We start from the raw sequence: 22,007 nt of genomic DNA, 5'->3' as shown, positions 1-22,007 counted from the left end.
AGGGAAGCACCAGAGTGCGATCACTCAGCACCGGGGTGCTGCTCCTGCTCGCCGCCGTCCCCGCGCTGCTCCTGGGCAGCGCGGGGACGGCGCAGGCGCACCCCTTCGGAACCCCGCCCGTCGTGAAGATCGAGGCGGCGGGCACCGCCGTGGACGTGTTCTGGTCCGCGCAGCGGGACGACGTCGCCGTACTGAAGAAGGAGGCCGGTGGTGACGAGGCGGGCTATCTGAGCTCGCACGTCGCCGTACGGCAGGACGGCCGCCCGTGCCATGTGGACCGGGCGGTCGGCATGGAGCTCCGCTTCGTCTGCGCACGGCCGGTCGAGCGCATCGACCTGACGGTCACGGCGCTGACGGACGTCGACCCGGCGTACCGGACCCTGTCGGTGACGGGCACGGGCTCCGGCGGGCTGCACACGGCGCAGGAGCCCACCCAGACGCTGGCCCTGACACCGACGGCTGCCGGGGCGACTGCGGGCTCATCGGCCTCTTCCGCTGCTTCGCCTGCTTCGGGCCTGGGCGCCTGGACAACCGACCTGGCCTCACTGGTGGACGATGGCGTGGCCCTGCCACTGGCGCTGCTGGTGGCCGCGGCCGTGGGGGCGCTGCACGCCTGCGCGCCGGGGCACGGAAAGTCGCTGGCTGCCGGGTACCTGGTGGGCGGCGGTGGCCGGGCGCGCGACGCGGTGTGGCTGGGCGGAATCGTCGCCGTGATGCACACATTCTCGGTTGCCGCCCTGGCGGTCGGCTGGTGGCTGGCGGCGAACAGCACCCCGGACACCGCGGCGCTCACCGGGTGGCTTCAGCTGATCGCGGCGCTGGTGGTGGCCGGGGTGGGAGTGAGCCTCCTGCGACGGCACCTGCGCCACCGACAGCATCACCATGCCGACCACGATCACGGGGACAGGCACGATCACGGGCACAGCCATCACATCCCGGACGCCCCGTCACTCCTCACCTGGCGAGGCCTCGTGCTGCTCGGAGCGTCGGGCGGCCTGCTGCCGTCGCCGTCGGCCTTCCTGGTCCTGCTCACCGGCCTGTTGACCGGCAAGGTCGCCATCGCCCTCGCGATGGTCGCCTCCTTCGGCTTCGGCATGGCGCTGACGCTCACCGGCGTCGGCCTGATCGTGCTGCGCGGCCGGGACGCGCTGCTGGATCGTGTCTCCCGCTCCCGAGCACTGCGGACGTGGGCGCCGAGGGTGCCCCTCCTCGCCGCCTCGGCGGTGGTGGCCGGAGGCACAGTGGCCTCGGCCGTTGCGGCCGGCCACCTCCTGACTCCGTGATCGTGGCGACACACCTGATCGTCGAACCCAAACGGTGCCGGTACACCGCCACCGCCCGCACCGACGGGCCCTGACCCCGGATCTTGGACACCGGAGACACTTGGATCTTGATGGTCCACGAGACGGAGTCCCCGTGGGGGATGAAGCACTGCCCGTCGGCGTTCAACGCGGAACTCTGCCGGACACGGCATGCCCCTCAGTGGGGCGTGACCGGCGGAGACTTCCCGGGTCCTGCTTCCCGGCTGTGTAACGAGCGGGTCCGCCCCGGCTTGTGGGCGCCGCCGCTCGGCTACAGCGGTCTGGTCGCGGCCGTGGCCTGGCCGGCCGACGGGCGACGCCTGCCTGGGCAGTGACGCACCAACCCCTAGCGCGTTCGGCTCCGCGGTGCCGGCCGGCAGTGTGTTCCCGCCACATTGACTACCTCGACCTCGACCTCGGCTACTGAGACCCGAGCGTTTCGGTTCCGGATTGCGGGTGAGTCGAAGCACGATAGCTGGCACTGGGGCAGGCCTATTGTCACCGGCTGGGCGGCATGCCCAGTCGATGCGACCTTTTCGCGACAGGTGACACCTGATCTTGGCGGTTGCGACCACTTGCGTCTCGCACGGCGCTAGCGTTGGTTTCATGATCGTATGGCTCAACGGCACCCAGGGCGCAGGCAAGACGACGACCAGCGCACTCGTGCAGCAGCTGATCCCGGATTCACGGGTGTTCGATGCCGAAAAGGTCGGCGAGACGCTCCTGGACATCAGGCCGGGGCTGCCCTGGAGTCCGTAACCGGAGGCGCCGCCGGGCGAGGGCGCGCTGTGGGTCGCCGGGTCTCCCCTCTGGGACGATACTGAAGGTCACGGTGCGTGGAGGCGACATGCGTGAACCGGAGCGTCGTGGCCCGGGGCCGGCCTCGGTGCCCATCAGCGAAACGGCAGCGGTCGTCCTGGACGACGCAGGCGTGGTCGTCGCCCGTTCGGAATTGGCTGCCGCGCTGCTGGAATGCTCGCCGGGTCAGACCTGTGTCCGATTGCTGGGCCTGCCCCCGCGCGCCGGAACGGAGGCGGGACCGGCCTGGCGCCTGGTCACCATTCCGGGTGACGATCTCGAGGGCCAAAAGGTCCCTCTGGTCTGCACGGTTGTCCGGCTTGCAGCTCACACTCCAGCCGATTCCGGTTCCGGTTCTGATGCCGCGCAGTGGCTTGTGCTGGTCACCCCGGCGGAAACCGCGGTGGAGGCAGCCGAGGGAGACGCGCGGCGACGCCGCACGGGGCTGTCCCACGCCGCCGCTGGGGGCATCGGCGCTTCCCTGGACGTGACCGAGGTGGCCGAGAGCCTCGTGAATCTTCTCGTGCCTGATTTCGCCGACCTGGCGACCGTGGACATCGCCGAGCAGGTGCTGGTGGGCGACGAGCCCCCGCATCTTGAGACCAGCGGGGACGTCCGTCTGCGCCGGGCCGCTGCAGCGCAGAGCCCGGAGATATCCGCCGAGGACCTCTTGGCGGTGGGAGAGGCTCTTCCTCCTGTAGAGGACAGTACGTTGATGCGTCCCCTCATGCAGGGGCTGCCCGTGCTGGTGCCGGACGTCGCCGTCCTGCACGCGAAGCTCGGTGTGGATCCGGAGAGCCTGCCGTTGTTCGTCCCGAGCGGGGCTCACTCCTCCATGGCGGTGCCGTTGTACGCGCGGGGTCTGATCCTTGGCTGCGTTACGGTCTGGCGCAGTCAGTTGCCTTCCGCGTTCAGCGAGGAGGACGCAGCCCTGCTGCAGGACGTTGTCTCCAGGGCCGCCCTCGGCGTGGACAACGCACGCCGCTACACGAAGGAACACCGGTCGGCGGCGGCCCTGCAGCGAAGCCTGCTGCCGCACTCCGCCCTGAACATGGCGGCCGCGGACACGGCGGGGGTCTACCAGCCGGCGGGCGGCGGCGTCGGGGTCGGCGGGGACTGGTTCGACGTGATCCCCCTGCCGTCGTTGCGCGTGGCGTTCGTCGTCGGGGATGTCGTCGGCCATGGACTCGAGGCCACCGTAGCCATGGCACGACTGCGGACCGCGGTACAGACCCTGGCTGACCTCGAGCTGGATCCGGGTGAGCTCCTCACGCACCTGGACGACCTGGTGCTCGGTTTCTCCAGCGAGCAGATGACCGGCGAATCACGCGCGGAGCCTGCGGTGCTCGGAGCGACGTGCCTGTACGCCGTCTACGACCCGGTGACGATGCAGTGCGTCGCAGCCACCGCAGGGCATCCGCCGCCGGCCCTGTTGCCCCCGGGTGAGGAGCCGCACTTCCTGGGCATGACGCCTGGGCCGCCACTGGGAGTCGGCGGAATGCCTTTCGAGGTAACAGAGTTCGAAGTACAGCCCGGCAGCATGCTGGCGTTCTTCACGGACGGACTCGTAGAGCGCCGCGGCGGCGACATCGAGGAAGGAATGGACAGACTGAGGAGCGCGCTCGCAGGCGCGAACCCGAGCCGGACGCTGGGTGCGATCAGCCAGAGCATTTTCGACAGCGTGCTGCCTCAAGAGCCCGCCGACGACGTTGCCCTGCTGCTCGCCCGCACACGCACCCTCTCGTCCGATCAGGTCGCCGAGTGGGAACTCGAAGCCGACCTGTCCCTCGTCGCGCACGCCCGTGAGCTGGTACTGGGCCAGCTGTCCAGCTGGCAGTTGGACGAACTGAGCTTCGTGACGGAGCTCGTCGTCAGCGAGCTCGTCACGAACGCGATCCGCTACGCGGGCGGCCCGGTCGGGCTCCGGCTGATCCGCGACCGCGTGCTCGTCTGTGAGGTGTCCGACCTCAGCAGCACGCAGCCGCGCCTGCGTCGTGCACGTGAGACGGACGAGGGCGGGCGTGGCCTGTTCCTCGTCGCCCAGCTCACCGACCGTTGGGGCTGCCGGTTCACCAGCAGGGGGAAGACCATCTGGACGGAGCAGCCCATAGGCGGGCCCCTCGTCTAGGTTTCTGCGACATCGGTCCGGGACTGAGCCCCCGGTGCTGTGGTCTTTCGTCAGTGCGGTGTGGGATGTGAAACGGCCATGGTGACGGTGTCGAAGCGCATGGTGGGCCGGCCCCGAGCACCGCCTGGAGTGGGAGGCGGTCGGCGACCAGGGCCTGGACGACGGCGGGGAGGACCAGGCGGACGCGTGTCTGCGGGACCGGGATGGACACACCGGGTCGAGGCGATGACCGTCCCTCTGCCGGAGACACGTTGCTGGAGCGGCTGGAGGAGGAGATCGACAAGCTGACCAAGACTTCCCCGGTCGCAGCCGTGCGAGCGGCCCGCCGGCTGGAAGTCACCGCGGAACGCGTCGGCTACTGGGCCGCCCGCGGCACCGCCAACGACCTCGACACCGCACAGGCCGCCGCCCTCGGACTCGACGAGGACGCCGCACGCAGACTGATGGCCCGCTTCGGACGCTGGAGCCCATACCGCTGACCCCGCCCCGGGTGGCCGCGGCCTTCCCGGCGCCCGTGCACGTCGCGACCATGGTCATGATCGGGCGGGACCGAAATCGCGACGTAGGCTGCCGCGATGCACTCGGGGGAGAAGACCTCGGGGGAGAAGACGTGGCTGGGCCCCCGACCTGGGGGGAGTAGGTCGAGGGCCCAAAGGGGTGCGACGGCGTTGGCCGCGCGCCCGGGCTACTGGCGGAAGGTGTCCTTGACGTCTTCCTTGGCCTGGCGGGTCTTGCCCTTAGCCTGCTCGGCGTGGCCTTCGGCGGTCATCCGCTCATTTCCGACGGCCCGGCCGAGAGTTTCCTTGGCCTTGCCCTTGGCCTGCTCGGCATGCGCCTTGCTCTTCTCCGTGCCCGACATCGGGACCTCCTCGTGACGTACCGGATTGGTCGTGACGACCCTCCTGCTCGCGATCGGTACCGGCAAACCCCGTACCGGGTACCGACTTCGCCAAGGCGGCCTTCCGGCGGCCGGACCGGCACCGTGCCAGGCGGAGGCCGCTGTCGGCGCCCGCCTGATCACGTACGACCCGGACGGGTACCGGTCGACTCTTCCACCGGTAGCCGGCTCCTGCGCAAGAACCGCTGAGCGGCCCGCAGCGCCGCGCTCACTCCTCGCCGGGGTAGGGGCCTACAGGCGGCCGGCCCGTTTACGCTTCTGCCGCCCGGAACCCGCAGCGCGCGATAGCTGCCGCACTGGCCTTCGGCCCGGACCGCGGGGCGCAATGGGTCTGGTTCCGGCATGTCACTCCGAGCGGGGGCGTCGACGCGACGCAGACGTCTTCCCTCCTGCACCGATAAGAAACAAGTAAGTTTTATTTGCATGGCCGGGGGGCGGCCGGGCAGACGGCTGCTCGGAGGTTGATAAATATGGTTCCCCTGCTTCTTGTTCTTCTGCTGGTTCTGGTTCTCGCTGGTGCGGGTTTTGCGATAAAGGTTCTCTGGTGGGTCGCTATCGCGGTACTCATACTGTGGCTGATTGGTTTCGTCGCCCGTCCGGAGGGCAGTAGCGGCCGATGGTATCGCTGGTAGCTGGTCTATAACCGCAGTTCAGGTGTGGTGTGGCGGTGGCCTGTCACCCCCCGGCCGGGGGGTGACAGGCCACCGCCACACCACACCTGAACTGCGGTTATAGACCAGCTACCAGCGATACCATCGGCCGCTACTGCCCTCCGGACGGGCGACGAAACCAATCAGCCACAGTATGAGTACCGCGATAGCGACCCACCAGAGAACCTTTATCGCAAAACCCGCACCAGCGAGAACCAGAACCAGCAGAAGAACAAGAAGCAGGGGAACCATATTTATCAACCTCCGAGCAGCCGTCTGCCCGGCCGCCCCCCGGCCATGCAAATAAAACTTACTTGTTTCTTATCGGTGCAGGAGGGAAGACGTCTGCGTCGCGTCGACGCCCCCGCTCGGAGTGACATGCCGGAACCAGACCCATTGCGCCCCGCGGTCCGGGCCGAAGGCCAGTGCGGCAGCTATCGCGCGCTGCGGGTTCCGGGCGGCAGAAGCGTAAACGGGCCGGCCGCCTGTAGGCCCCTACCCCGGCGAGGAGTGAGCGCGGCGCTGCGGGCCGCTCAGCGGTTCTTGCGCAGGAGCCGGCTACCGGTGGAAGAGTCGACCGGTACCCGTCCGGGTCGTACGTGATCAGGCGGGCGCCGACAGCGGCCTCCGCCTGGCACGGTGCCGGTCCGGCCGCCGGAAGGCCGCCTTGGCGAAGTCGGTACCCGGTACGGGGTTTGCCGGTACCGATCGCGAGCAGGAGGGTCGTCACGACCAATCCGGTACGTCACGAGGAGGTCCCGATGTCGGGCACGGAGAAGAGCAAGGCGCATGCCGAGCAGGCCAAGGGCAAGGCCAAGGAAACTCTCGGCCGGGCCGTCGGAAATGAGCGGATGACCGCCGAAGGCCACGCCGAGCAGGCTAAGGGCAAGACCCGCCAGGCCAAGGAAGACGTCAAGGACACCTTCCGCCAGTAGCCCGGGCGCGCGGCCAACGCCGTCGCACCCCTTTGGGCCCTCGACCTACTCCCCCCAGGTCGGGGGCCCAGCCACGTCTTCTCCCCCGAGGTCTTCTCCCCCGAGTGCATCGCGGCAGCCTACGTCGCGATTTCGGTCCCGCCCGATCATGACCATGGTCGCGACGTGCACGGGCGCCGGGAAGGCCGCGGCCACCCGGGGCGGGGTCAGCGGTATGGGCTCCAGCGTCCGAAGCGGGCCATCAGTCTGCGTGCGGCGTCCTCGTCGAGTCCGAGGGCGGCGGCCTGTGCGGTGTCGAGGTCGTTGGCGGTGCCGCGGGCGGCCCAGTAGCCGACGCGTTCCGCGGTGACTTCCAGCCGGCGGGCCGCTCGCACGGCTGCGACCGGGGAAGTCTTGGTCAGCTTGTCGATCTCCTCCTCCAGCCGCTCCAGCAACGTGTCTCCGGCAGAGGGACGGTCATCGCCTCGACCCGGTGTGTCCATCCCGGTCCCGCAGACACGCGTCCGCCTGGTCCTCCCCGCCGTCGTCCAGGCCCTGGTCGCCGACCGCCTCCCACTCCAGGCGGTGCTCGGGGCCGGCCCACCATGCGCTTCGACACCGTCACCATGGCCGTTTCACATCCCACACCGCACTGACGAAAGACCACAGCACCGGGGGCTCAGTCCCGGACCGATGTCGCAGAAACCTAGACGAGGGGCCCGCCTATGGGCTGCTCCGTCCAGATGGTCTTCCCCCTGCTGGTGAACCGGCAGCCCCAACGGTCGGTGAGCTGGGCGACGAGGAACAGGCCACGCCCGCCCTCGTCCGTCTCACGTGCACGACGCAGGCGCGGCTGCGTGCTGCTGAGGTCGGACACCTCACAGACGAGCACGCGGTCGCGGATCAGCCGGAGCCCGACCGGGCCGCCCGCGTAGCGGATCGCGTTCGTGACGAGCTCGCTGACGACGAGCTCCGTCACGAAGCTCAGTTCGTCCAACTGCCAGCTGGACAGCTGGCCCAGTACCAGCTCACGGGCGTGCGCGACGAGGGACAGGTCGGCTTCGAGTTCCCACTCGGCGACCTGATCGGACGAGAGGGTGCGTGTGCGGGCGAGCAGCAGGGCAACGTCGTCGGCGGGCTCTTGAGGCAGCACGCTGTCGAAAATGCTCTGGCTGATCGCACCCAGCGTCCGGCTCGGGTTCGCGCCTGCGAGCGCGCTCCTCAGTCTGTCCATTCCTTCCTCGATGTCGCCGCCGCGGCGCTCTACGAGTCCGTCCGTGAAGAACGCCAGCATGCTGCCGGGCTGTACTTCGAACTCTGTTACCTCGAAAGGCATTCCGCCGACTCCCAGTGGCGGCCCAGGCGTCATGCCCAGGAAGTGCGGCTCCTCACCCGGGGGCAACAGGGCCGGCGGCGGATGCCCTGCGGTGGCTGCGACGCACTGCATCGTCACCGGGTCGTAGACGGCGTACAGGCACGTCGCTCCGAGCACCGCAGGCTCCGCGCGTGATTCGCCGGTCATCTGCTCGCTGGAGAAACCGAGCACCAGGTCGTCCAGGTGCGTGAGGAGCTCACCCGGATCCAGCTCGAGGTCAGCCAGGGTCTGTACCGCGGTCCGCAGTCGTGCCATGGCTACGGTGGCCTCGAGTCCATGGCCGACGACATCCCCGACGACGAACGCCACGCGCAACGACGGCAGGGGGATCACGTCGAACCAGTCCCCGCCGACCCCGACGCCGCCGCCCGCCGGCTGGTAGACCCCCGCCGTGTCCGCGGCCGCCATGTTCAGGGCGGAGTGCGGCAGCAGGCTTCGCTGCAGGGCCGCCGCCGACCGGTGTTCCTTCGTGTAGCGGCGTGCGTTGTCCACGCCGAGGGCGGCCCTGGAGACAACGTCCTGCAGCAGGGCTGCGTCCTCCTCGCTGAACGCGGAAGGCAACTGACTGCGCCAGACCGTAACGCAGCCAAGGATCAGACCCCGCGCGTACAACGGCACCGCCATGGAGGAGTGAGCCCCGCTCGGGACGAACAACGGCAGGCTCTCCGGATCCACACCGAGCTTCGCGTGCAGGACGGCGACGTCCGGCACCAGCACGGGCAGCCCCTGCATGAGGGGACGCATCAACGTACTGTCCTCTACAGGAGGAAGAGCCTCTCCCACCGCCAAGAGGTCCTCGGCGGATATCTCCGGGCTCTGCGCTGCAGCGGCCCGGCGCAGACGGACGTCCCCGCTGGTCTCAAGATGCGGGGGCTCGTCGCCCACCAGCACCTGCTCGGCGATGTCCACGGTCGCCAGGTCGGCGAAATCAGGCACGAGAAGATTCACGAGGCTCTCGGCCACCTCGGTCACGTCCAGGGAAGCGCCGATGCCCCCAGCGGCGGCGTGGGACAGCCCCGTGCGGCGTCGCCGCGCGTCTCCCTCGGCTGCCTCCACCGCGGTTTCCGCCGGGGTGACCAGCACAAGCCACTGCGCGGCATCAGAACCGGAACCGGAATCGGCTGGAGTGTGAGCTGCAAGCCGGACAACCGTGCAGACCAGAGGGACCTTTTGGCCCTCGAGATCGTCACCCGGAATGGTGACCAGGCGCCAGGCCGGTCCCGCCTCCGTTCCGGCGCGCGGGGGCAGGCCCAGCAATCGGACACAGGTCTGACCCGGCGAGCATTCCAGCAGCGCGGCAGCCAATTCCGAACGGGCGACGACCACGCCTGCGTCGTCCAGGACGACCGCTGCCGTTTCGCTGATGGGCACCGAGGCCGGCCCCGGGCCACGACGCTCCGGTTCACGCATGTCGCCTCCACGCACCGTGACCTTCAGTATCGTCCCAGAGGGGAGACCCGGCGACCCACAGCGCGCCCTCGCCCGGCGGCGCCTCCGGTTACGGACTCCAGGGCAGCCCCGGCCTGATGTCCAGGAGCGTCTCGCCGACCTTTTCGGCATCGAACACCCGTGAATCCGGGATCAGCTGCTGCACGAGTGCGCTGGTCGTCGTCTTGCCTGCGCCCTGGGTGCCGTTGAGCCATACGATCATGAAACCAACGCTAGCGCCGTGCGAGACGCAAGTGGTCGCAACCGCCAAGATCAGGTGTCACCTGTCGCGAAAAGGTCGCATCGACTGGGCATGCCGCCCAGCCGGTGACAATAGGCCTGCCCCAGTGCCAGCTATCGTGCTTCGACTCACCCGCAATCCGGAACCGAAACGCTCGGGTCTCAGTAGCCGAGGTCGAGGTCGAGGTAGTCAATGTGGCGGGAACACACTGCCGGCCGGCACCGCGGAGCCGAACGCGCTAGGGGTTGGTGCGTCACTGCCCAGGCAGGCGTCGCCCGTCGGCCGGCCAGGCCACGGCCGCGACCAGACCGCTGTAGCCGAGCGGCGGCGCCCACAAGCCGGGGCGGACCCGCTCGTTACACAGCCGGGAAGCAGGACCCGGGAAGTCTCCGCCGGTCACGCCCCACTGAGGGGCATGCCGTGTCCGGCAGAGTTCCGCGTTGAACGCCGACGGGCAGTGCTTCATCCCCCACGGGGACTCCGTCTCGTGGACCATCAAGATCCAAGTGTCTCCGGTGTCCAAGATCCGGGGTCAGGGCCCGTCGGTGCGGGCGGTGGCGGTGTACCGGCACCGTTTGGGTTCGACGATCAGGTGTGTCGCCACGATCACGGAGTCAGGAGGTGGCCGGCCGCAACGGCCGAGGCCACTGTGCCTCCGGCCACCACCGCCGAGGCGGCGAGGAGGGGCACCCTCGGCGCCCACGTCCGCAGTGCTCGGGAGCGGGAGACACGATCCAGCAGCGCGTCCCGGCCGCGCAGCACGATCAGGCCGACGCCGGTGAGCGTCAGCGCCATGCCGAAGCCGAAGGAGGCGACCATCGCGAGGGCGATGGCGACCTTGCCGGTCAACAGGCCGGTGAGCAGGACCAGGAAGGCCGACGGCGACGGCAGCAGGCCGCCCGACGCTCCGAGCAGCACGAGGCCTCGCCAGGTGAGGAGTGACGGGGCGTCCGGGATGTGATGGCTGTGCCCGTGATCGTGCCTGTCCCCGTGATCGTGGTCGGCATGGTGATGCTGTCGGTGGCGCAGGTGCCGTCGCAGGAGGCTCACTCCCACCCCGGCCACCACCAGCGCCGCGATCAGCTGAAGCCACCCGGTGAGCGCCGCGGTGTCCGGGGTGCTGTTCGCCGCCAGCCACCAGCCGACCGCCAGGGCGGCAACCGAGAATGTGTGCATCACGGCGACGATTCCGCCCAGCCACACCGCGTCGCGCGCCCGGCCACCGCCGCCCACCAGGTACCCGGCAGCCAGCGACTTTCCGTGCCCCGGCGCGCAGGCGTGCAGCGCCCCCACGGCCGCGGCCACCAGCAGCGCCAGTGGCAGGGCCACGCCATCGTCCACCAGTGAGGCCAGGTCGGTTGTCCAGGCGCCCAGGCCCGAAGCAGGCGAAGCAGCGGAAGAGGCCGATGAGCCCGCAGTCGCCCCGGCAGCCGTCGGTGTCAGGGCCAGCGTCTGGGTGGGCTCCTGCGCCGTGTGCAGCCCGCCGGAGCCCGTGCCCGTCACCGACAGGGTCCGGTACGCCGGGTCGACGTCCGTCAGCGCCGTGACCGTCAGGTCGATGCGCTCGACCGGCCGTGCGCAGACGAAGCGGAGCTCCATGCCGACCGCCCGGTCCACATGGCACGGGCGGCCGTCCTGCCGTACGGCGACGTGCGAGCTCAGATAGCCCGCCTCGTCACCACCGGCCTCCTTCTTCAGTACGGCGACGTCGTCCCGCTGCGCGGACCAGAACACGTCCACGGCGGTGCCCGCCGCCTCGATCTTCACGACGGGCGGGGTTCCGAAGGGGTGCGCCTGCGCCGTCCCCGCGCTGCCCAGGAGCAGCGCGGGGACGGCGGCGAGCAGGAGCAGCACCCCGGTGCTGAGTGATCGCACTCTGGTGCTTCCCTTCTACTTCCGGCGGGCGGCGAACGCGTGGACCGTGCCGTCGTCCGTGAGGGCGAAGACCCAGTCACCGCTCACGGAGAGGGCCGAGGCCACTCCCGCGCCGAGGTTGTACGAGGCGACCTGCGTTCCGCTCGTTCGGTCCAGCACGAGCAGGCGGCCGTCCCACGTCCCGAGGTACACATGGGAGTCCGTCACCAGCGGGTTCATCGTCGGCGAACCGGGACCCGCCGAACAGCCCATGGCGACACGCCACTTGTCGTCCAGCGGGCTCTCCCCCGCCAGATGGCCGGCCTTTGCCTCCCACAGCGGCTTCGACGGATCGGCCGCGCTCGTGTCGTAGGCGCGTACCACCCCGTCCCGGCCCGCGACATAGGCGTTGTCACCCCACACGGCCGGGCTGGTGAGCGGCGCGCGCCCGGGCTCGCAGGTGCTGCCGCCGCCCAGCTTGGACTCCCAGGTCACCGCGCCCGTCTTCGGGTCGTGTCCGCGGACGCCGTACGCGGTGAACGTCACCAGCTTCGCCTCGCCGCCCGCGGCCGGGTCGGTCAGGACGGGCGAGGAATGGCTGTCGATGTCGCCCGCGGTGTCCTTCACCCACAGCTGGGTGCAGGTCGCGAGGTCCATGGCGATGACGGTGTTGCTCGACATGGAGTGCAGGTAGGCGGTGTTGGAACCGGGCTGACGGATCACGGTGCTGTGCGCCTGGCCCCAGGAGAACGCGGCGCCGAAGCCGCCCGGCAGCATCCCGCCGGTCTCGGAGTCCCGGCAGCGGACCGTGGAGGCGTCCTGGTAGACGGCGACCGAGCGGTGGTCCGCGCCAGCGAGGGCGAAGACGCTGACGGGTCCGCCCGCGCGGCCGTAGCGGCGCACGGTCTCCCCGTGGGTTTCCTCACGGTCGATCGCCTGCCAGACGATGCGGCCGCTCACCGCGTCGAGGGCATAAACCCGGCCGACGCCCGTGGTCAGGTAGACCTTGCCGCCGTGGAGCGTCGGCGCCGACTCGGCGTCACCGTCCAGGTACGTACGCCACAGCTCACGGCCGGAGGCGATGTCGTACGCGAGCATCATGCTGTACGGCGAGTCGAAGGCGCGGGACGAGACGATGAGCTTGCCGTCCGCGACCACCGAACCGTTGAGGTTGAACTGCTCGCCGGTGTGGCGGGCCCACCTGAGGTCGAGCCGCGCCCCCGGCTCGTCGCCGCTCGCGGACCGCCCGGCCTCGTCGCCACCCTGCCGCAGCCAGTCCTGCCCGGTCCTGGGCTCGCCGAGCTCGGAGTCCCGTACGACCTCGAAGGTGTTCTTCACGACGGGGAACTGCTTGCCCCGGGTGTCGTACGCGACGGACTCGGCCGTGTACGTGCCAGGCCGCAGCCCGCGCAGCGTGCCGCTCGCCCTCGTCCAGGCGCCGTGTACGTCGGGGCAGGGCTCCGGCGTGCCGCCGGGCGGCGTGTAGCAGTTCTCGATGCCGGGGCGGGACGCCTCCCGGCCGAAGCGCACCTCCTCGCGCTTGACCAGGTCGCCGCCGCCGTCGCGGACGGTCAGCACCGCTCTGGCCGGGGTGCGGCCGTCGTCCTCCGCGTACACCTCGACGGGCACTCCGGCCTTGGCGCCGTGCACGCTGCCCTGGGCGGGGCTGACCAGCGCGGCGTCGTCGTCGATGTCGAACTGCCGGTGCATTCCCGACACATGGCCGGTGTCCTCGTTGACCGGTGTGCTCGGATCGTCCGTGATGGCGCTGAAGTCGAGGACCTTGTAGTCGGGGTGGGCGCCGTCGATGCCGTACGTGCCCTGGTTGTTGACCTCGACGGACCGCTTGAAGGCTCCGCGCCGGAATTCCGCCTGCTGGTTGTGACCCGCGGCGACCATCCGCACGTCGTACTTCGCAAGCTCGTCGATCGTCGGCTGCATGCCGGCGCCCGGGCCCCACTGGGTGAACAGCGAGCGGTGGGCGAAGACGAACACCTGCTTGCCGGCGGCGTGCCGGGCGAGGTCCTGGCGCAGCCACTCCAGCTGCGGCTTCAGCCCCCCGGCGTCGTAGTTGTCCTCGAGGACGACGATGTGACGGCCGCCCCGGTCGAAGCTGTACCACTCGGGAGCGAGGTTGCGGCGGTAGTACTCCATGCTGCCGGCGTAGCCCTGGGAGGTCGCCGTGCCGCCGAAGTCGTGGTTGCCGATCACCGGATAGAAGGGGCGGCCGAGCCGGCCCTCCTCCAAACCCTTGCTGAACAGGTCGTACGCGCCCTGGCGGCGGGGCTCGGCGGCGTAGTCCGTGACGGTGAGGTCCCCGGTCGCGATCTGCATCGTCGCGCCGTCGACCTCGGACATCGCCTGGACCTGGCCGGTCCACTGGGGCAGCGCGCGGCGGGCCTCGTCGTCGGTGCGATTGCCGACCTCGGAGTCGGAGTTCATCACCCACTTCTCCTTGGGGTTCGAGGCGTTGCGGTCGGGCACGAGCGCGAAGTCGATACCCGTGCCGCCGGCCTCGGGGACCTTGTGGAAGAACTGCGGGATGTAGTCCTTGCGCAGCGCCGGCGTGTATCCGTCGGGCGAGACGATGCCGACGAGGTCGGTCTCGCGCCGCTTCGGGTCGATCTGCAGGCTGTACGAGCCGTCCGCGCCGGTCGTGGTCCACACGGCGCCGTCGTTGACGTCGATGCCCGGCATGGGCGGCTCGCCCTTGTCCCGGCGGCCGTTGCCGTTGCGGTCCTTGAAGACAGTGCCCTTGACAGTGACAGTGACGGTGACGTTGCCGGACCCGGCCGCATCCGTGCCGTCGTCGGCGAAGGCTGCCTGCGGCGCGAGGAAGGAGAGCGCGACGGCTCCGGCGGTCACCAGCTGCCGGCGTCGTCGGGTACGGCGCAGTCCGCGGACGAGGGACGGCATCCGCCAGGCGGCGAGCAGCGCGGCGACACAGGCGCCCGCGACCAGCGCGACGGTGAACCAGGGGAAGGCCGGCAGGGCGTGCGCGCCGTGGACGTCGACGAGCGGGGTCGCGGCATAGGCGTCGACGGTCGTGCCGTCGAACTCGACAACGACCTGGGTCAGTTCACCCTTGCCGATGAGGGCGCTCAGGTCGAGCGCGTCGACGTGGCAGCTCCACGCCAGCTCGATGACGACGCCGCCGGGCACACCCCCACTGTCGCCGGGCACCCCCGAGCCGGCGGCCGGGCACGGGGCCGAGAGCAGCCCCGCTGCCCACGCACCGGCCTGCTCCGGAGCGACCACGGCGGTGTGCACGATGAGGCGGCCACTGGTGACGTTGTCACCGGGTGCGACCACGAGTTCGGCGTGCTCGCGCGTGACGTGCGCGAACGCGGTCTGGGCACCTGTGCCCAGCACGAGCAACAGCAGCGCGAGGGCGAGCCCGGCTGCTCTGTGTATGTGCTTCATGCGGCAGACGCTAGTGATCGGGTGTTCGTCTACCGGTCAGTATTGAACGACTTCACGGAGCCGCCCACGAATGTTCAGCGTCCCGATTGTGACTGTTGGGTCGCGCGGGGCGCCAGAGACATGCCTTCAGGCGCTCGGGTTATGCCCCGGCTCCCTGGTGATGGCCATCACCGGTACGGTCGCTGTGGCCGCGGGGAGGTTCGAGCCCGGTCACATCGACAGTGCAGCGGCGGCGGCGCTACCTCCTTTCCCGGGGCGGGGTCTACGTGCTGCTCACGAGTCGAGCCGCTCGCTCTCAGTCGAGTGAAGGCGGCTGAGGACGACGCCCCGGGACGACGTGTAGGCGGAGCATCTTCGCCTGGCCGGCCACGGGACGCGCAAACGCCCCTCCGGCGAGGCATGAGCGCAGCAGTGCGTCCCCGCGCCCGGGCCTCATCCGAGATGGTCTCGGGGGCGACGCCGACCGAGTAGTCCATGCGTACCCGGGTGTTGAATCGCGCCCCGGCGGCGTCCAGGGCGGTGGCGCGCACGCAGTGGTCGGTCGCGATGCCCACCACGTCGACATCCTCACCCCGCGGGCGCGCAGCCAGTCGGCGAGGGATGTTCCTTCGGCGTCGGCGCCTTCGAAGCCGCTCTTGGAGTCGCTGTGGGCGCCCTCGAAGAAGACGGCATGGACTTTGCCTGCCGGCCGCGGTGGGGGCGGCTTCGGGTGGAACTCGCCGCCTTCGTCTCCGGCCACGCAGTGGACGCGGAGGCTGTCCTTGAAGTCCGGGCTGGAGGAGAAGTGGCTGCCCGGGTCGATGCGATGGTACGGGTGGCCACCACGTACTGGCAGTCACCGCCCGCGGCGCTCTGCTCCACCAGCTCGGCGATCGCGGGTGACGATCTGCGCGCCTCCCGCGACGGGAACGCCGCCTTCCTCGCAGAAGTCCTTCTGCACATCCACGACGATCAAGCCTCGGCTCATCAGGAGCACCTCTCAAGACGACGGAACGACTCCCGTCTTCTGCCGGTCTCCTCGTCTCCTCGTCTCCGCCGAAGACGTGGCGACCTGCGCTCACCCGCACAGCCGAGGACGTTCACCGCAGGAACGATTCGCACCCTTGAAGGTGAACCTCCGCCTGAGGACAGCGACGGGACGGCACGCAGCACGAGGGCGGCTGCAGGCGTGATCTTGCGGCTCCGTCTGTCGGCCCTTGGCGCCGAGAGGTGTGGCGGGAACTGATCGAACAGTGTGAGCAGCCTGTTGTACTGCGCGTATGGCAGATCAGAAACAGTGCACGGTCGTCCGGACCGGACGGTACGAGGGTGTCCAGGGCGGCACGTTCGGCGCGGGTGTCAGCGCCCAGTCGGCGGGAGCGGAGCGACTGTGCCTCCACCGCCTGGTGATGCCGGCCGGGACCCGCGGGCGGCCTCACCTGCACGAGGGTCACGAGTCGGCCATCTTCATCCAGTCCGGCCAGGTCGAGGTCTGGCACGGAGAGGGACTGGTTGAGCATGTGCTTCTGCAGGCGGGCGACTACATCCACATCCCGGCCGACACTCCCCACATGCCGGTGAACCCCGGCACCCAGGACATGGTGTGCCTGGTCGCACGGACCGACCCCAACGAACAGGAAGGCGTCCGGCTCCTGGACCTGCCGGTGTGGTTGGAGTCCCGAGTCGGGCCGCTGCCCGTCGGGGCAGGCTGAAGCACCGGACCCGAACCAGGAAGCGGACCGGCGGATCCGGTGACGTCGGCGGCACGCGTGAGACCGTCGCCGACCCACCCGCGCCAATTCGGGCGCCCGCGTGCCAAGGGGTGGCAGGCGGCCTTGACGCAGCCCTCCGCGCAATGCAGGCCGGCTGTTGCTTGCCGCCGCTGCCGCTTCCGCCGAATGTGCCCCTTCGTCTCCGGACAGGGGGAGCCCGAAGCGCAGCCTTCGCGAGGGCTGGGCGCCGGCACCTGTCGGCTGAGGCAAACAGCCAAGTGCCGGTTAGGGTCGAGCCTCTCCAGTTCCCGCCTGGTAAATCACGCTTCGCCGGAATTGCCCTTCTCTCCATTGCGCCGTTCGGAGAATGGCGTGGTTCGAGGTTTGGGGTGAAGTGTTCATGACCAAGATCTGTGACTATGGGCTTATCGCTGGTTGCCGGTCATCCTGCTGTCGCCGTCTTTCGCCTGCCCCGAGGCGGGCGCCCCACCCCGGCTCTGGGTTCACGGGTCGATGGTGCGGCGGTGCGCACCGCGCGCGTGTTGGCCGGGGCGGCGACCCATGCCAGACCTGTCGAGCGGACCCTCGTACTGCGGCATGCCGCGTCTGCTGCTGGTGAATTGGCAGCCGCGCTGTCGGATCAGGCGCCGGCCGTGGCGGGTGAGGGACTGCCGGCCGAGTCGACCAGCCAATCCTTCTTCCGGGTCCGTGAAAAAGAACTGTCCGATCAGCAGGCCGCGCTGCACGGTGTCCTGGTCATCCACCGCGGTCTTCAAGACCTCTGTGATGCGCCACTGTCGGGCGCAGACCTGGCACTGGAGCTGGCCGGGATGCGCCAGGCGGTAGTCGACCTCACCGGCGCGAAGCCGGGCACCGGCCGTGACTCCGACCCACCTGTGGCCGTTCCCGAGCCCGGTACGAGGGCGTCGCTGGAGGAGGTGTGGACCGCTCGGTGGCTCATCGGCCACCAGGTCCATGTCCTGTTCAATGTCTGTGCCGCGGTCGCCGTGGCCGACGCCGCCGGCCACCTGCGCCACGGTGACAGCGACGCCGCGCTGCTGAGGCTGGCCGACGCGACGGTGTACGTGCGCGGTTTCCCCGCGGCCATGACCCACGCCAGTACGATCCCGGCCGATTACTACATGGCGGCGATACGCCAGACCATGGCACCTCCGTCGGTGGACATCCCGTTGAGCGGCCGCCAGCACCGCGGATACAAGCTGTTCCGGGCGGCGATGCGAGACCTGTTGTCCATCGTTCCCGACTCCTACGAGGATCTGGCGACGCGGGCCCCGGAGCTGGCCGAAGCGCGGGGCGCTCTCCTGGAGGCCGACATCGTCGATGGTGAACGGCACGTCACCCTCGCGTACTCGATGGTGCATCTGGATCGTTCCATCGCTCAGAAACCGGAAGGGCCCGACAACGCCGTCGCCGAACTGCGGCTCATGCGGCATCGACGGGCTGCCCAGTACGCCTCCCTGATCCGATTCGGGGACCACTACATCGCCGACGCCGTGGCCGGCCTGCGCCACACATGAGCCCCAGCGTGCGCCGCCCACATCCCCGGCAGGAGACTTCCATGGCCCAGACGATGCCCGACACCACCCACGGCAGCGGCCCCGGCCGGGAGCTTGACCGGGTGGAAACCGATGCGTGCGAGCGAGTGGCCCGCACCTTGTGCACCGGCGGGAACGACCAGGTCGACAGCCCCGAGTGGGTGGCGCTGGCCCGGGATTCTTGGGAGGACCTTCCGATAGGGCTGCGCCGCGAGGTGCGCCGGTTTCGACGGCACTCCGGCCCGACGGGCACCTTGGTGATCGGCGGTATGCCCGTCGACCAGGCGGCCCTGCCCCCGACACCGACCGTAGCCGGCTCGGTCCAGCGCAAGGCCACCATCCCGGCCGCTGTGCTCACCATGGTGGCCTGTGGGCTCGGGGAGCCTCTCGCCTACCGGGCTGAGAAGTCCGGCGCCCTCGTGCAGGACGTCGTACCCGTGCCCGGGCAAGAGACCTTCCACGGCAACGCAGGATCGGTTCCGCTGTCCTTCCACACCGAGAACGGCTTCCACCCCCACCCACCCGACTATGTGATCTTCCTGTGCCTGCGCGCCGACCACGACCGGATCGCCGGCATGCGCATCGCCGGCATCCGCCAAGCACTGACTCTCCTCACCCCGGCCGACCGCCAGGCCCTGTTCACACCGGAGTTCACCACCACCCCACCCCCTTCTTTCAGCCCCGACTCCGCCACGAGCAAGGCAGACGCCAAGCCGCGACCGGTGCTTTCCGGAGCAGCGGAGGACCCCGACATACGCATGGCTCAACTCGTCACCACCCCACTCACCCCCCGAGCCGCCGCAGCGCTGGGCGAATTCGGCCGCGCCTGCGAGGCAACCGCCCACACCCTGCGCCTGACACCCGGCGATCTCGTCATCATCGACAACCGCGTCACCGTCCACGGACGCACCGCCTTCCACCCCCGCTACGACGGAGCAGACCGCTGGCTGCAACGCACCTACGTCACCACCGACCTGCGCCGCTCCCGCGACCACCGCCCCCACGACGGCCACGTACTCGCCCGGTGACCCATCCCCCGGAAACACCAACCCGCGGTCCCGCCGCAGAGCGAGGGGCGGAGGCTTGACAGGGCGCCGCACAGTACGCGTGTGGCAGACACTAGCCGCCACCGTCACCGCGTAGGCCACGGCAGCCAGCGTGGTGGTGGAGCGGGAACGGGCCGCCGTCGCGGAGACCTGGACCCGAACGCGGGCAGGCGTTGAGGGCAAGGGCCCGCCACCGGCCCCGATCGGAGCGACGTACTCCGCCGGAGGCGCAGCTCGGCTGCGTCGTAATCTACTCCAGCCACGACAGATTTCCACTCGTGCGGCGGTGAGGTAATCGACCTCGAACAGTCACGGTAGTCGGTCGCAAGGCGGTCTTCGCCGGTGCTGGAGCGGCGGCAAGGCTGAAAGAGCTCACCGTTCGGCCCATCGTCCGTGACGGGCGGGCGGCTTCGGCCGTTGTGGGGGACGTCGTCCGTGCCGTACTCCCGCGGCACAGTGAGTTCAAGGAGATCTTGATGTTCCGTATCGCCAAGACCGTAGCCGTTATCGCCGCCGCTGGTGCTGCCCTGGCAGGCGGGGCCGGCATGGCCGCCGCCGACGCCGCGGCCGAGGGCGCTGCCATCGGCTCCCCCGGCGTCCTGTCCGGCAACGTCCTCCAGGCCCCCATCCACATCCCGATCAACATCTGCGGCAACACCGTCAACATCATCGGGGCCCTCAACCCTGCCTTCGGCAACGTGTGCATCAACAATGGCGGCTCGGACGGGCACCACAAGGCCGACCACCACGGCAAGAACTGACCACACCAGATCCTGGACCCGGCGCGCTCATCGCGCCGTGACATCCAGCACCACCATCTGAACCAGCCGCACCACAAAGCCCTGCACAGACCGGCCTCCCCTCATCCTCCAAGGGGAGGCCGGTCTCATGACGAGATCCGGTGCGGCGCAGCCAGCCGAGCCAGGCCACGGGCAGGAGGTTCCACTCCGCCCGGTCAACGCGCCGGACCTCTGTCGCAGTGGGTGGTTGGGCGGCCCGGTTCTACTGCCGCCAGAGCGGATCCCGCCCCCGCGCCCGGGCATCGCGTGGCCACCACGTCCACGCGCGCTGTCCTGGCAGGCTGGTCTGCGGAGCCCGCCCGGTCCTCCTTCGCACGCCGGCCCGGGCAGGCCGCCAACCCGCCCGGTGTAGCGGTCAGCGGTAGGGGCTCCGGCGCCCGAAGCGTGCCATCAGTCTGCGTGCGGCAACTTCGTCGAGTCCGAGGGCGGCAGCGGCCTGTGCGGTGTCGAGGTCGCCCGCGGTGCCGCGGGCGGCCCAGTAGCCGACCCGTTCGGCGGTGACTCCGTCGACATCGACCAGTTGCAACGACAGATCACCACTCTCCAACAGCAAGTAGTCGATCTGCAGGGCCAGCTCGACGAACGAACGGAAGACCTGCAAGCAGCACGGGCAGCCCATCGCGAACTCGCCCGAGCACTGAACCGACCCGGGTGATCGGTGTCGGCGTCCTGCGCTCACGGGCGGGAAGGCAAGGCAATCGGGCCTGGTCACCGGCCTCCGCTGTCGGGGGATCTTTCGCATCGCCCTGCGGTGCTGCTCGTGGTGTGATGAAACGGGGGTCCGAGAAGGAGAGAGCGATGACCTCACCGGCAGCGGAGCGGAAGACCGTCGCGGGCCTGGTGTCAGTCCGCCCGTTGGCCGAGGCGGACCTGGATCAGGCCGATGAGATCTTCCGGGTCGCCTTCGGGACGTTCCTCGGGGTCCCCGAGCCGAAGACGTTCTTCGCGACCGCCGATTACGTCCGCACACGCTGGGCGGCCGATCCGCAAGCGGCCTTCGCAGCGACGATCGAGGGTGAACTGGCCGGATCGAACTTCGCCGCCAACTGGGGCAGCGTCGGGTACTTCGGACCGTTGACCGTGCGTCCGGACCTGTGGGACCAGGGCGTCGGCAAGCGCCTCATGGATCCGGTCATGGACTGCTTCGACACCTGGGGAAACCGCCACCTGGGCCTGTTCACCTTCTCGCACAGTCCCAAGCACCTTGAGCTCTACCGCAAGTACGGGTTCTGGCCCCGCTTCCTCACGGCCATCATGAAGAAGCAAGTCGCGGGCGGCTCCGCGGTCCCCGGCCGGGTGATGTACAGCGAGCTGCCTGCCGCCGAGCAGCCCGCCTGCCTCAGTGCCTGTCGCGCACTGACCGGGGCCGTGTACGAGGGCCTGGACCTGGAACGCGAGATCGTCTCCGTGCACACGCAGGGACTCGGTGACACCATCCTGCTCCAGGGCGGCGGCTCCGAGCTCGATGGCCTGGCCGTCTGCCACTGCGGAGCCGGATCGGAGGCCGGCGAGGACGTGTGTTTCGTCAAATTTGGCACCGTACGCCCTGGCCCGGAGGCCGCCGACCGCTTCGAGCGACTGCTCGACGCATGTGAACAACTGGCGGCCGAGCGCGGGCTGAGTCAGCTGGACGCCGGGATGAATCTGGGCCGCCCGGATGCCTATCGACGCATGATCGACCGTGGTTTCCGCACTGGGTTGCAGGGCGTCACGATGCACCGGCCCAACGAGCCCGGTTACAGCCACCCCGACGCCTATGTGATCGACGACTGGCGCTGAGACCACCCGTCTGGCCACCAGGCTCCAGCTTCTGGTGGACTGCGCCGTCGCCTGGCCCGACCGGCCGGACAGCCTCGCGGTGTCGCCGAGTGTCGCGGCGCTGACCTCGGCTTAGAGGTCCTAAC

General features: G+C 69.7%; 17 protein-coding genes and 3 pseudogenes. 11 read left to right on the top strand and 9 right to left on the bottom strand.

Translation table 11 applies throughout. The features are described from left to right. The first annotated feature begins 14 nt into the window (after positions 1–14). The 4 genes and pseudogenes from ACFWBY_RS23180 to ACFWBY_RS23165 all read left to right on the top strand — a co-directional run bounded on the left by ACFWBY_RS23180 (position 15) and on the right by ACFWBY_RS23165 (position 4,706). Positions 15–1,283: a sulfite exporter TauE/SafE family protein gene (locus tag ACFWBY_RS23180; RefSeq protein ID WP_385333813.1), complete on the top strand. Its 1,269-nt coding sequence runs from the start codon at positions 15–17 to the stop codon at positions 1,281–1,283. Positions 1,284–1,907: 624 nt separating this feature from the next. Beyond that, positions 1,908–2,048: pseudogene (locus ACFWBY_RS23175) on the top strand (ATP-binding protein); the annotation flags it as partial. Between the two features lie 100 nt (positions 2,049–2,148). Beyond that, positions 2,149–4,227, top strand: a complete 2,079-nt coding sequence (locus tag ACFWBY_RS23170; RefSeq protein ID WP_385333810.1) for a SpoIIE family protein phosphatase — start codon at positions 2,149–2,151, stop codon at positions 4,225–4,227. A gap of 251 nt (positions 4,228–4,478) precedes the next feature. Continuing rightward, complete coding sequence (locus tag ACFWBY_RS23165) at positions 4,479–4,706, top strand: hypothetical protein (RefSeq protein ID WP_385333807.1); 228 nt, start codon at positions 4,479–4,481, stop codon at positions 4,704–4,706. 206 nt (positions 4,707–4,912) lie between these two features. On the opposite strand, the gene ACFWBY_RS23160 is transcribed toward ACFWBY_RS23165, so the two are convergent. Further along, complete coding sequence (locus tag ACFWBY_RS23160; protein WP_385333804.1) at positions 4,913–5,086, bottom strand: CsbD family protein; 174 nt, start codon at positions 5,084–5,086, stop codon at positions 4,913–4,915. 509 nt (positions 5,087–5,595) lie between these two features. Here ACFWBY_RS23160 and ACFWBY_RS23155 point away from each other — a divergent pair. Next, positions 5,596–5,757 (top strand): hydrophobic protein, encoded by a 162-nt coding sequence (locus ACFWBY_RS23155; protein WP_385333801.1) that lies wholly within the window; start codon positions 5,596–5,598, stop codon positions 5,755–5,757. Positions 5,758–5,865: 108 nt separating this feature from the next. On the opposite strand, the gene ACFWBY_RS23150 is transcribed toward ACFWBY_RS23155, so the two are convergent. Continuing rightward, complete coding sequence (locus ACFWBY_RS23150) at positions 5,866–6,027, bottom strand: hydrophobic protein (RefSeq protein ID WP_385333801.1); 162 nt, start codon at positions 6,025–6,027, stop codon at positions 5,866–5,868. 509 nt (positions 6,028–6,536) lie between these two features. Here ACFWBY_RS23150 and ACFWBY_RS23145 point away from each other — a divergent pair. After that, positions 6,537–6,710, top strand: coding sequence for a CsbD family protein (locus tag ACFWBY_RS23145; protein WP_385333804.1), 174 nt, complete (start codon positions 6,537–6,539; stop codon positions 6,708–6,710). Positions 6,711–6,916: 206 nt separating this feature from the next. Here the strand turns inward: ACFWBY_RS23145 and ACFWBY_RS23140 are convergent, their stop codons facing one another. The 6 genes and pseudogenes from ACFWBY_RS23140 to ACFWBY_RS23115 all read right to left on the bottom strand — a co-directional run. Beyond that, entirely contained in the window at positions 6,917–7,144 is a 228-nt protein-coding gene (locus ACFWBY_RS23140; protein WP_385333807.1) for a hypothetical protein, read from the bottom strand. 251 nt (positions 7,145–7,395) lie between these two features. Continuing rightward, positions 7,396–9,474, bottom strand: a complete 2,079-nt coding sequence (locus ACFWBY_RS23135) for a SpoIIE family protein phosphatase (protein ID WP_385333810.1) — start codon at positions 9,472–9,474, stop codon at positions 7,396–7,398. Between the two features lie 100 nt (positions 9,475–9,574). After that, positions 9,575–9,715 (bottom strand): annotated as a pseudogene (locus tag ACFWBY_RS23130) (ATP-binding protein); the annotation flags it as partial. 624 nt (positions 9,716–10,339) lie between these two features. Continuing rightward, the gene (locus ACFWBY_RS23125; protein WP_385333813.1) at positions 10,340–11,608 is read right to left on the bottom strand and encodes a sulfite exporter TauE/SafE family protein; all 1,269 of its coding nucleotides are present in this window, start codon (positions 11,606–11,608) and stop codon (positions 10,340–10,342) included. A 15-nt stretch (positions 11,609–11,623) separates the two neighbouring features. Continuing rightward, entirely contained in the window at positions 11,624–15,010 is a 3,387-nt protein-coding gene (locus tag ACFWBY_RS23120; protein ID WP_385333816.1) for a PQQ-binding-like beta-propeller repeat protein, read from the bottom strand. A gap of 416 nt (positions 15,011–15,426) precedes the next feature. Next, positions 15,427–15,977, bottom strand: a pseudogene (locus ACFWBY_RS23115) (isochorismatase family protein); the annotation flags it as partial. A 292-nt stretch (positions 15,978–16,269) separates the two neighbouring features. Between ACFWBY_RS23115 and ACFWBY_RS23110 the strand changes: the two are divergent. The 4 genes from ACFWBY_RS23110 to ACFWBY_RS23095 all read left to right on the top strand — a co-directional run bounded on the left by ACFWBY_RS23110 (position 16,270) and on the right by ACFWBY_RS23095 (position 20,064). Next, on the top strand, positions 16,270–16,701 hold the full coding sequence (locus tag ACFWBY_RS23110) for a cupin domain-containing protein (RefSeq protein WP_385333819.1): 432 nt from the start codon (positions 16,270–16,272) through the stop codon (positions 16,699–16,701). A 524-nt stretch (positions 16,702–17,225) separates the two neighbouring features. Continuing rightward, on the top strand, positions 17,226–18,239 hold the full coding sequence (locus ACFWBY_RS23105; protein WP_385333822.1) for a hypothetical protein: 1,014 nt from the start codon (positions 17,226–17,228) through the stop codon (positions 18,237–18,239). 41 nt (positions 18,240–18,280) lie between these two features. Next, positions 18,281–19,285: a TauD/TfdA family dioxygenase gene (locus tag ACFWBY_RS23100; RefSeq protein WP_385333825.1), complete on the top strand. Its 1,005-nt coding sequence runs from the start codon at positions 18,281–18,283 to the stop codon at positions 19,283–19,285. A 494-nt stretch (positions 19,286–19,779) separates the two neighbouring features. After that, positions 19,780–20,064, top strand: a complete 285-nt coding sequence (locus ACFWBY_RS23095; protein WP_385333828.1) for a chaplin — start codon at positions 19,780–19,782, stop codon at positions 20,062–20,064. Positions 20,065–20,458: 394 nt separating this feature from the next. Here the strand turns inward: ACFWBY_RS23095 and ACFWBY_RS23090 are convergent, their stop codons facing one another. Beyond that, the gene (locus ACFWBY_RS23090) at positions 20,459–20,704 is read right to left on the bottom strand and encodes a hypothetical protein (protein ID WP_385333831.1); all 246 of its coding nucleotides are present in this window, start codon (positions 20,702–20,704) and stop codon (positions 20,459–20,461) included. Between the two features lie 197 nt (positions 20,705–20,901). Here ACFWBY_RS23090 and ACFWBY_RS23085 point away from each other — a divergent pair, with 197 nt between their 5' ends. Beyond that, entirely contained in the window at positions 20,902–21,882 is a 981-nt protein-coding gene (locus ACFWBY_RS23085; RefSeq protein WP_385333834.1) for a GNAT family N-acetyltransferase, read from the top strand. The last annotated feature ends 125 nt before the right edge of the window (positions 21,883–22,007 follow it).

This window comes from Streptomyces sp. NPDC060049, from assembly GCF_042736715.1.
Lineage (GTDB): Bacteria > Actinomycetota > Actinomycetes > Streptomycetales > Streptomycetaceae > Streptomyces.
Note: the sequence above shows the minus strand (reverse complement) of the source record. Positions and strands in the feature narration are given on the sequence as shown.

What these genes read in the sequence shown, in the direction of transcription:
- ACFWBY_RS23145 (WP_385333804.1), top strand. Translation starts at nt 6,537, where the DNA reads ATGTCGGGCACGGAGAAGAGCAAGGCGCATGCCGAGCAGGCCAAGGGC.
- ACFWBY_RS23110 (WP_385333819.1), top strand. Translation starts at nt 16,270, where the DNA reads ATGGCAGATCAGAAACAGTGCACGGTCGTCCGGACCGGACGGTACGAG.
- ACFWBY_RS23085 (WP_385333834.1), top strand. Translation starts at nt 20,902, where the DNA reads ATGACCTCACCGGCAGCGGAGCGGAAGACCGTCGCGGGCCTGGTGTCA.
- ACFWBY_RS23135 (WP_385333810.1), bottom strand. Translation starts at nt 9,474, where the DNA reads ATGCGTGAACCGGAGCGTCGTGGCCCGGGGCCGGCCTCGGTGCCCATC.
- ACFWBY_RS23150 (WP_385333801.1), bottom strand. Translation starts at nt 6,027, where the DNA reads ATGGTTCCCCTGCTTCTTGTTCTTCTGCTGGTTCTGGTTCTCGCTGGT.
- ACFWBY_RS23100 (WP_385333825.1), top strand. Translation starts at nt 18,281, where the DNA reads ATGGCCCAGACGATGCCCGACACCACCCACGGCAGCGGCCCCGGCCGG.
- ACFWBY_RS23095 (WP_385333828.1), top strand. Translation starts at nt 19,780, where the DNA reads ATGTTCCGTATCGCCAAGACCGTAGCCGTTATCGCCGCCGCTGGTGCT.
- ACFWBY_RS23170 (WP_385333810.1), top strand. Translation starts at nt 2,149, where the DNA reads ATGCGTGAACCGGAGCGTCGTGGCCCGGGGCCGGCCTCGGTGCCCATC.
- ACFWBY_RS23120 (WP_385333816.1), bottom strand. Translation starts at nt 15,010, where the DNA reads ATGAAGCACATACACAGAGCAGCCGGGCTCGCCCTCGCGCTGCTGTTG.
- ACFWBY_RS23160 (WP_385333804.1), bottom strand. Translation starts at nt 5,086, where the DNA reads ATGTCGGGCACGGAGAAGAGCAAGGCGCATGCCGAGCAGGCCAAGGGC.
- ACFWBY_RS23155 (WP_385333801.1), top strand. Translation starts at nt 5,596, where the DNA reads ATGGTTCCCCTGCTTCTTGTTCTTCTGCTGGTTCTGGTTCTCGCTGGT.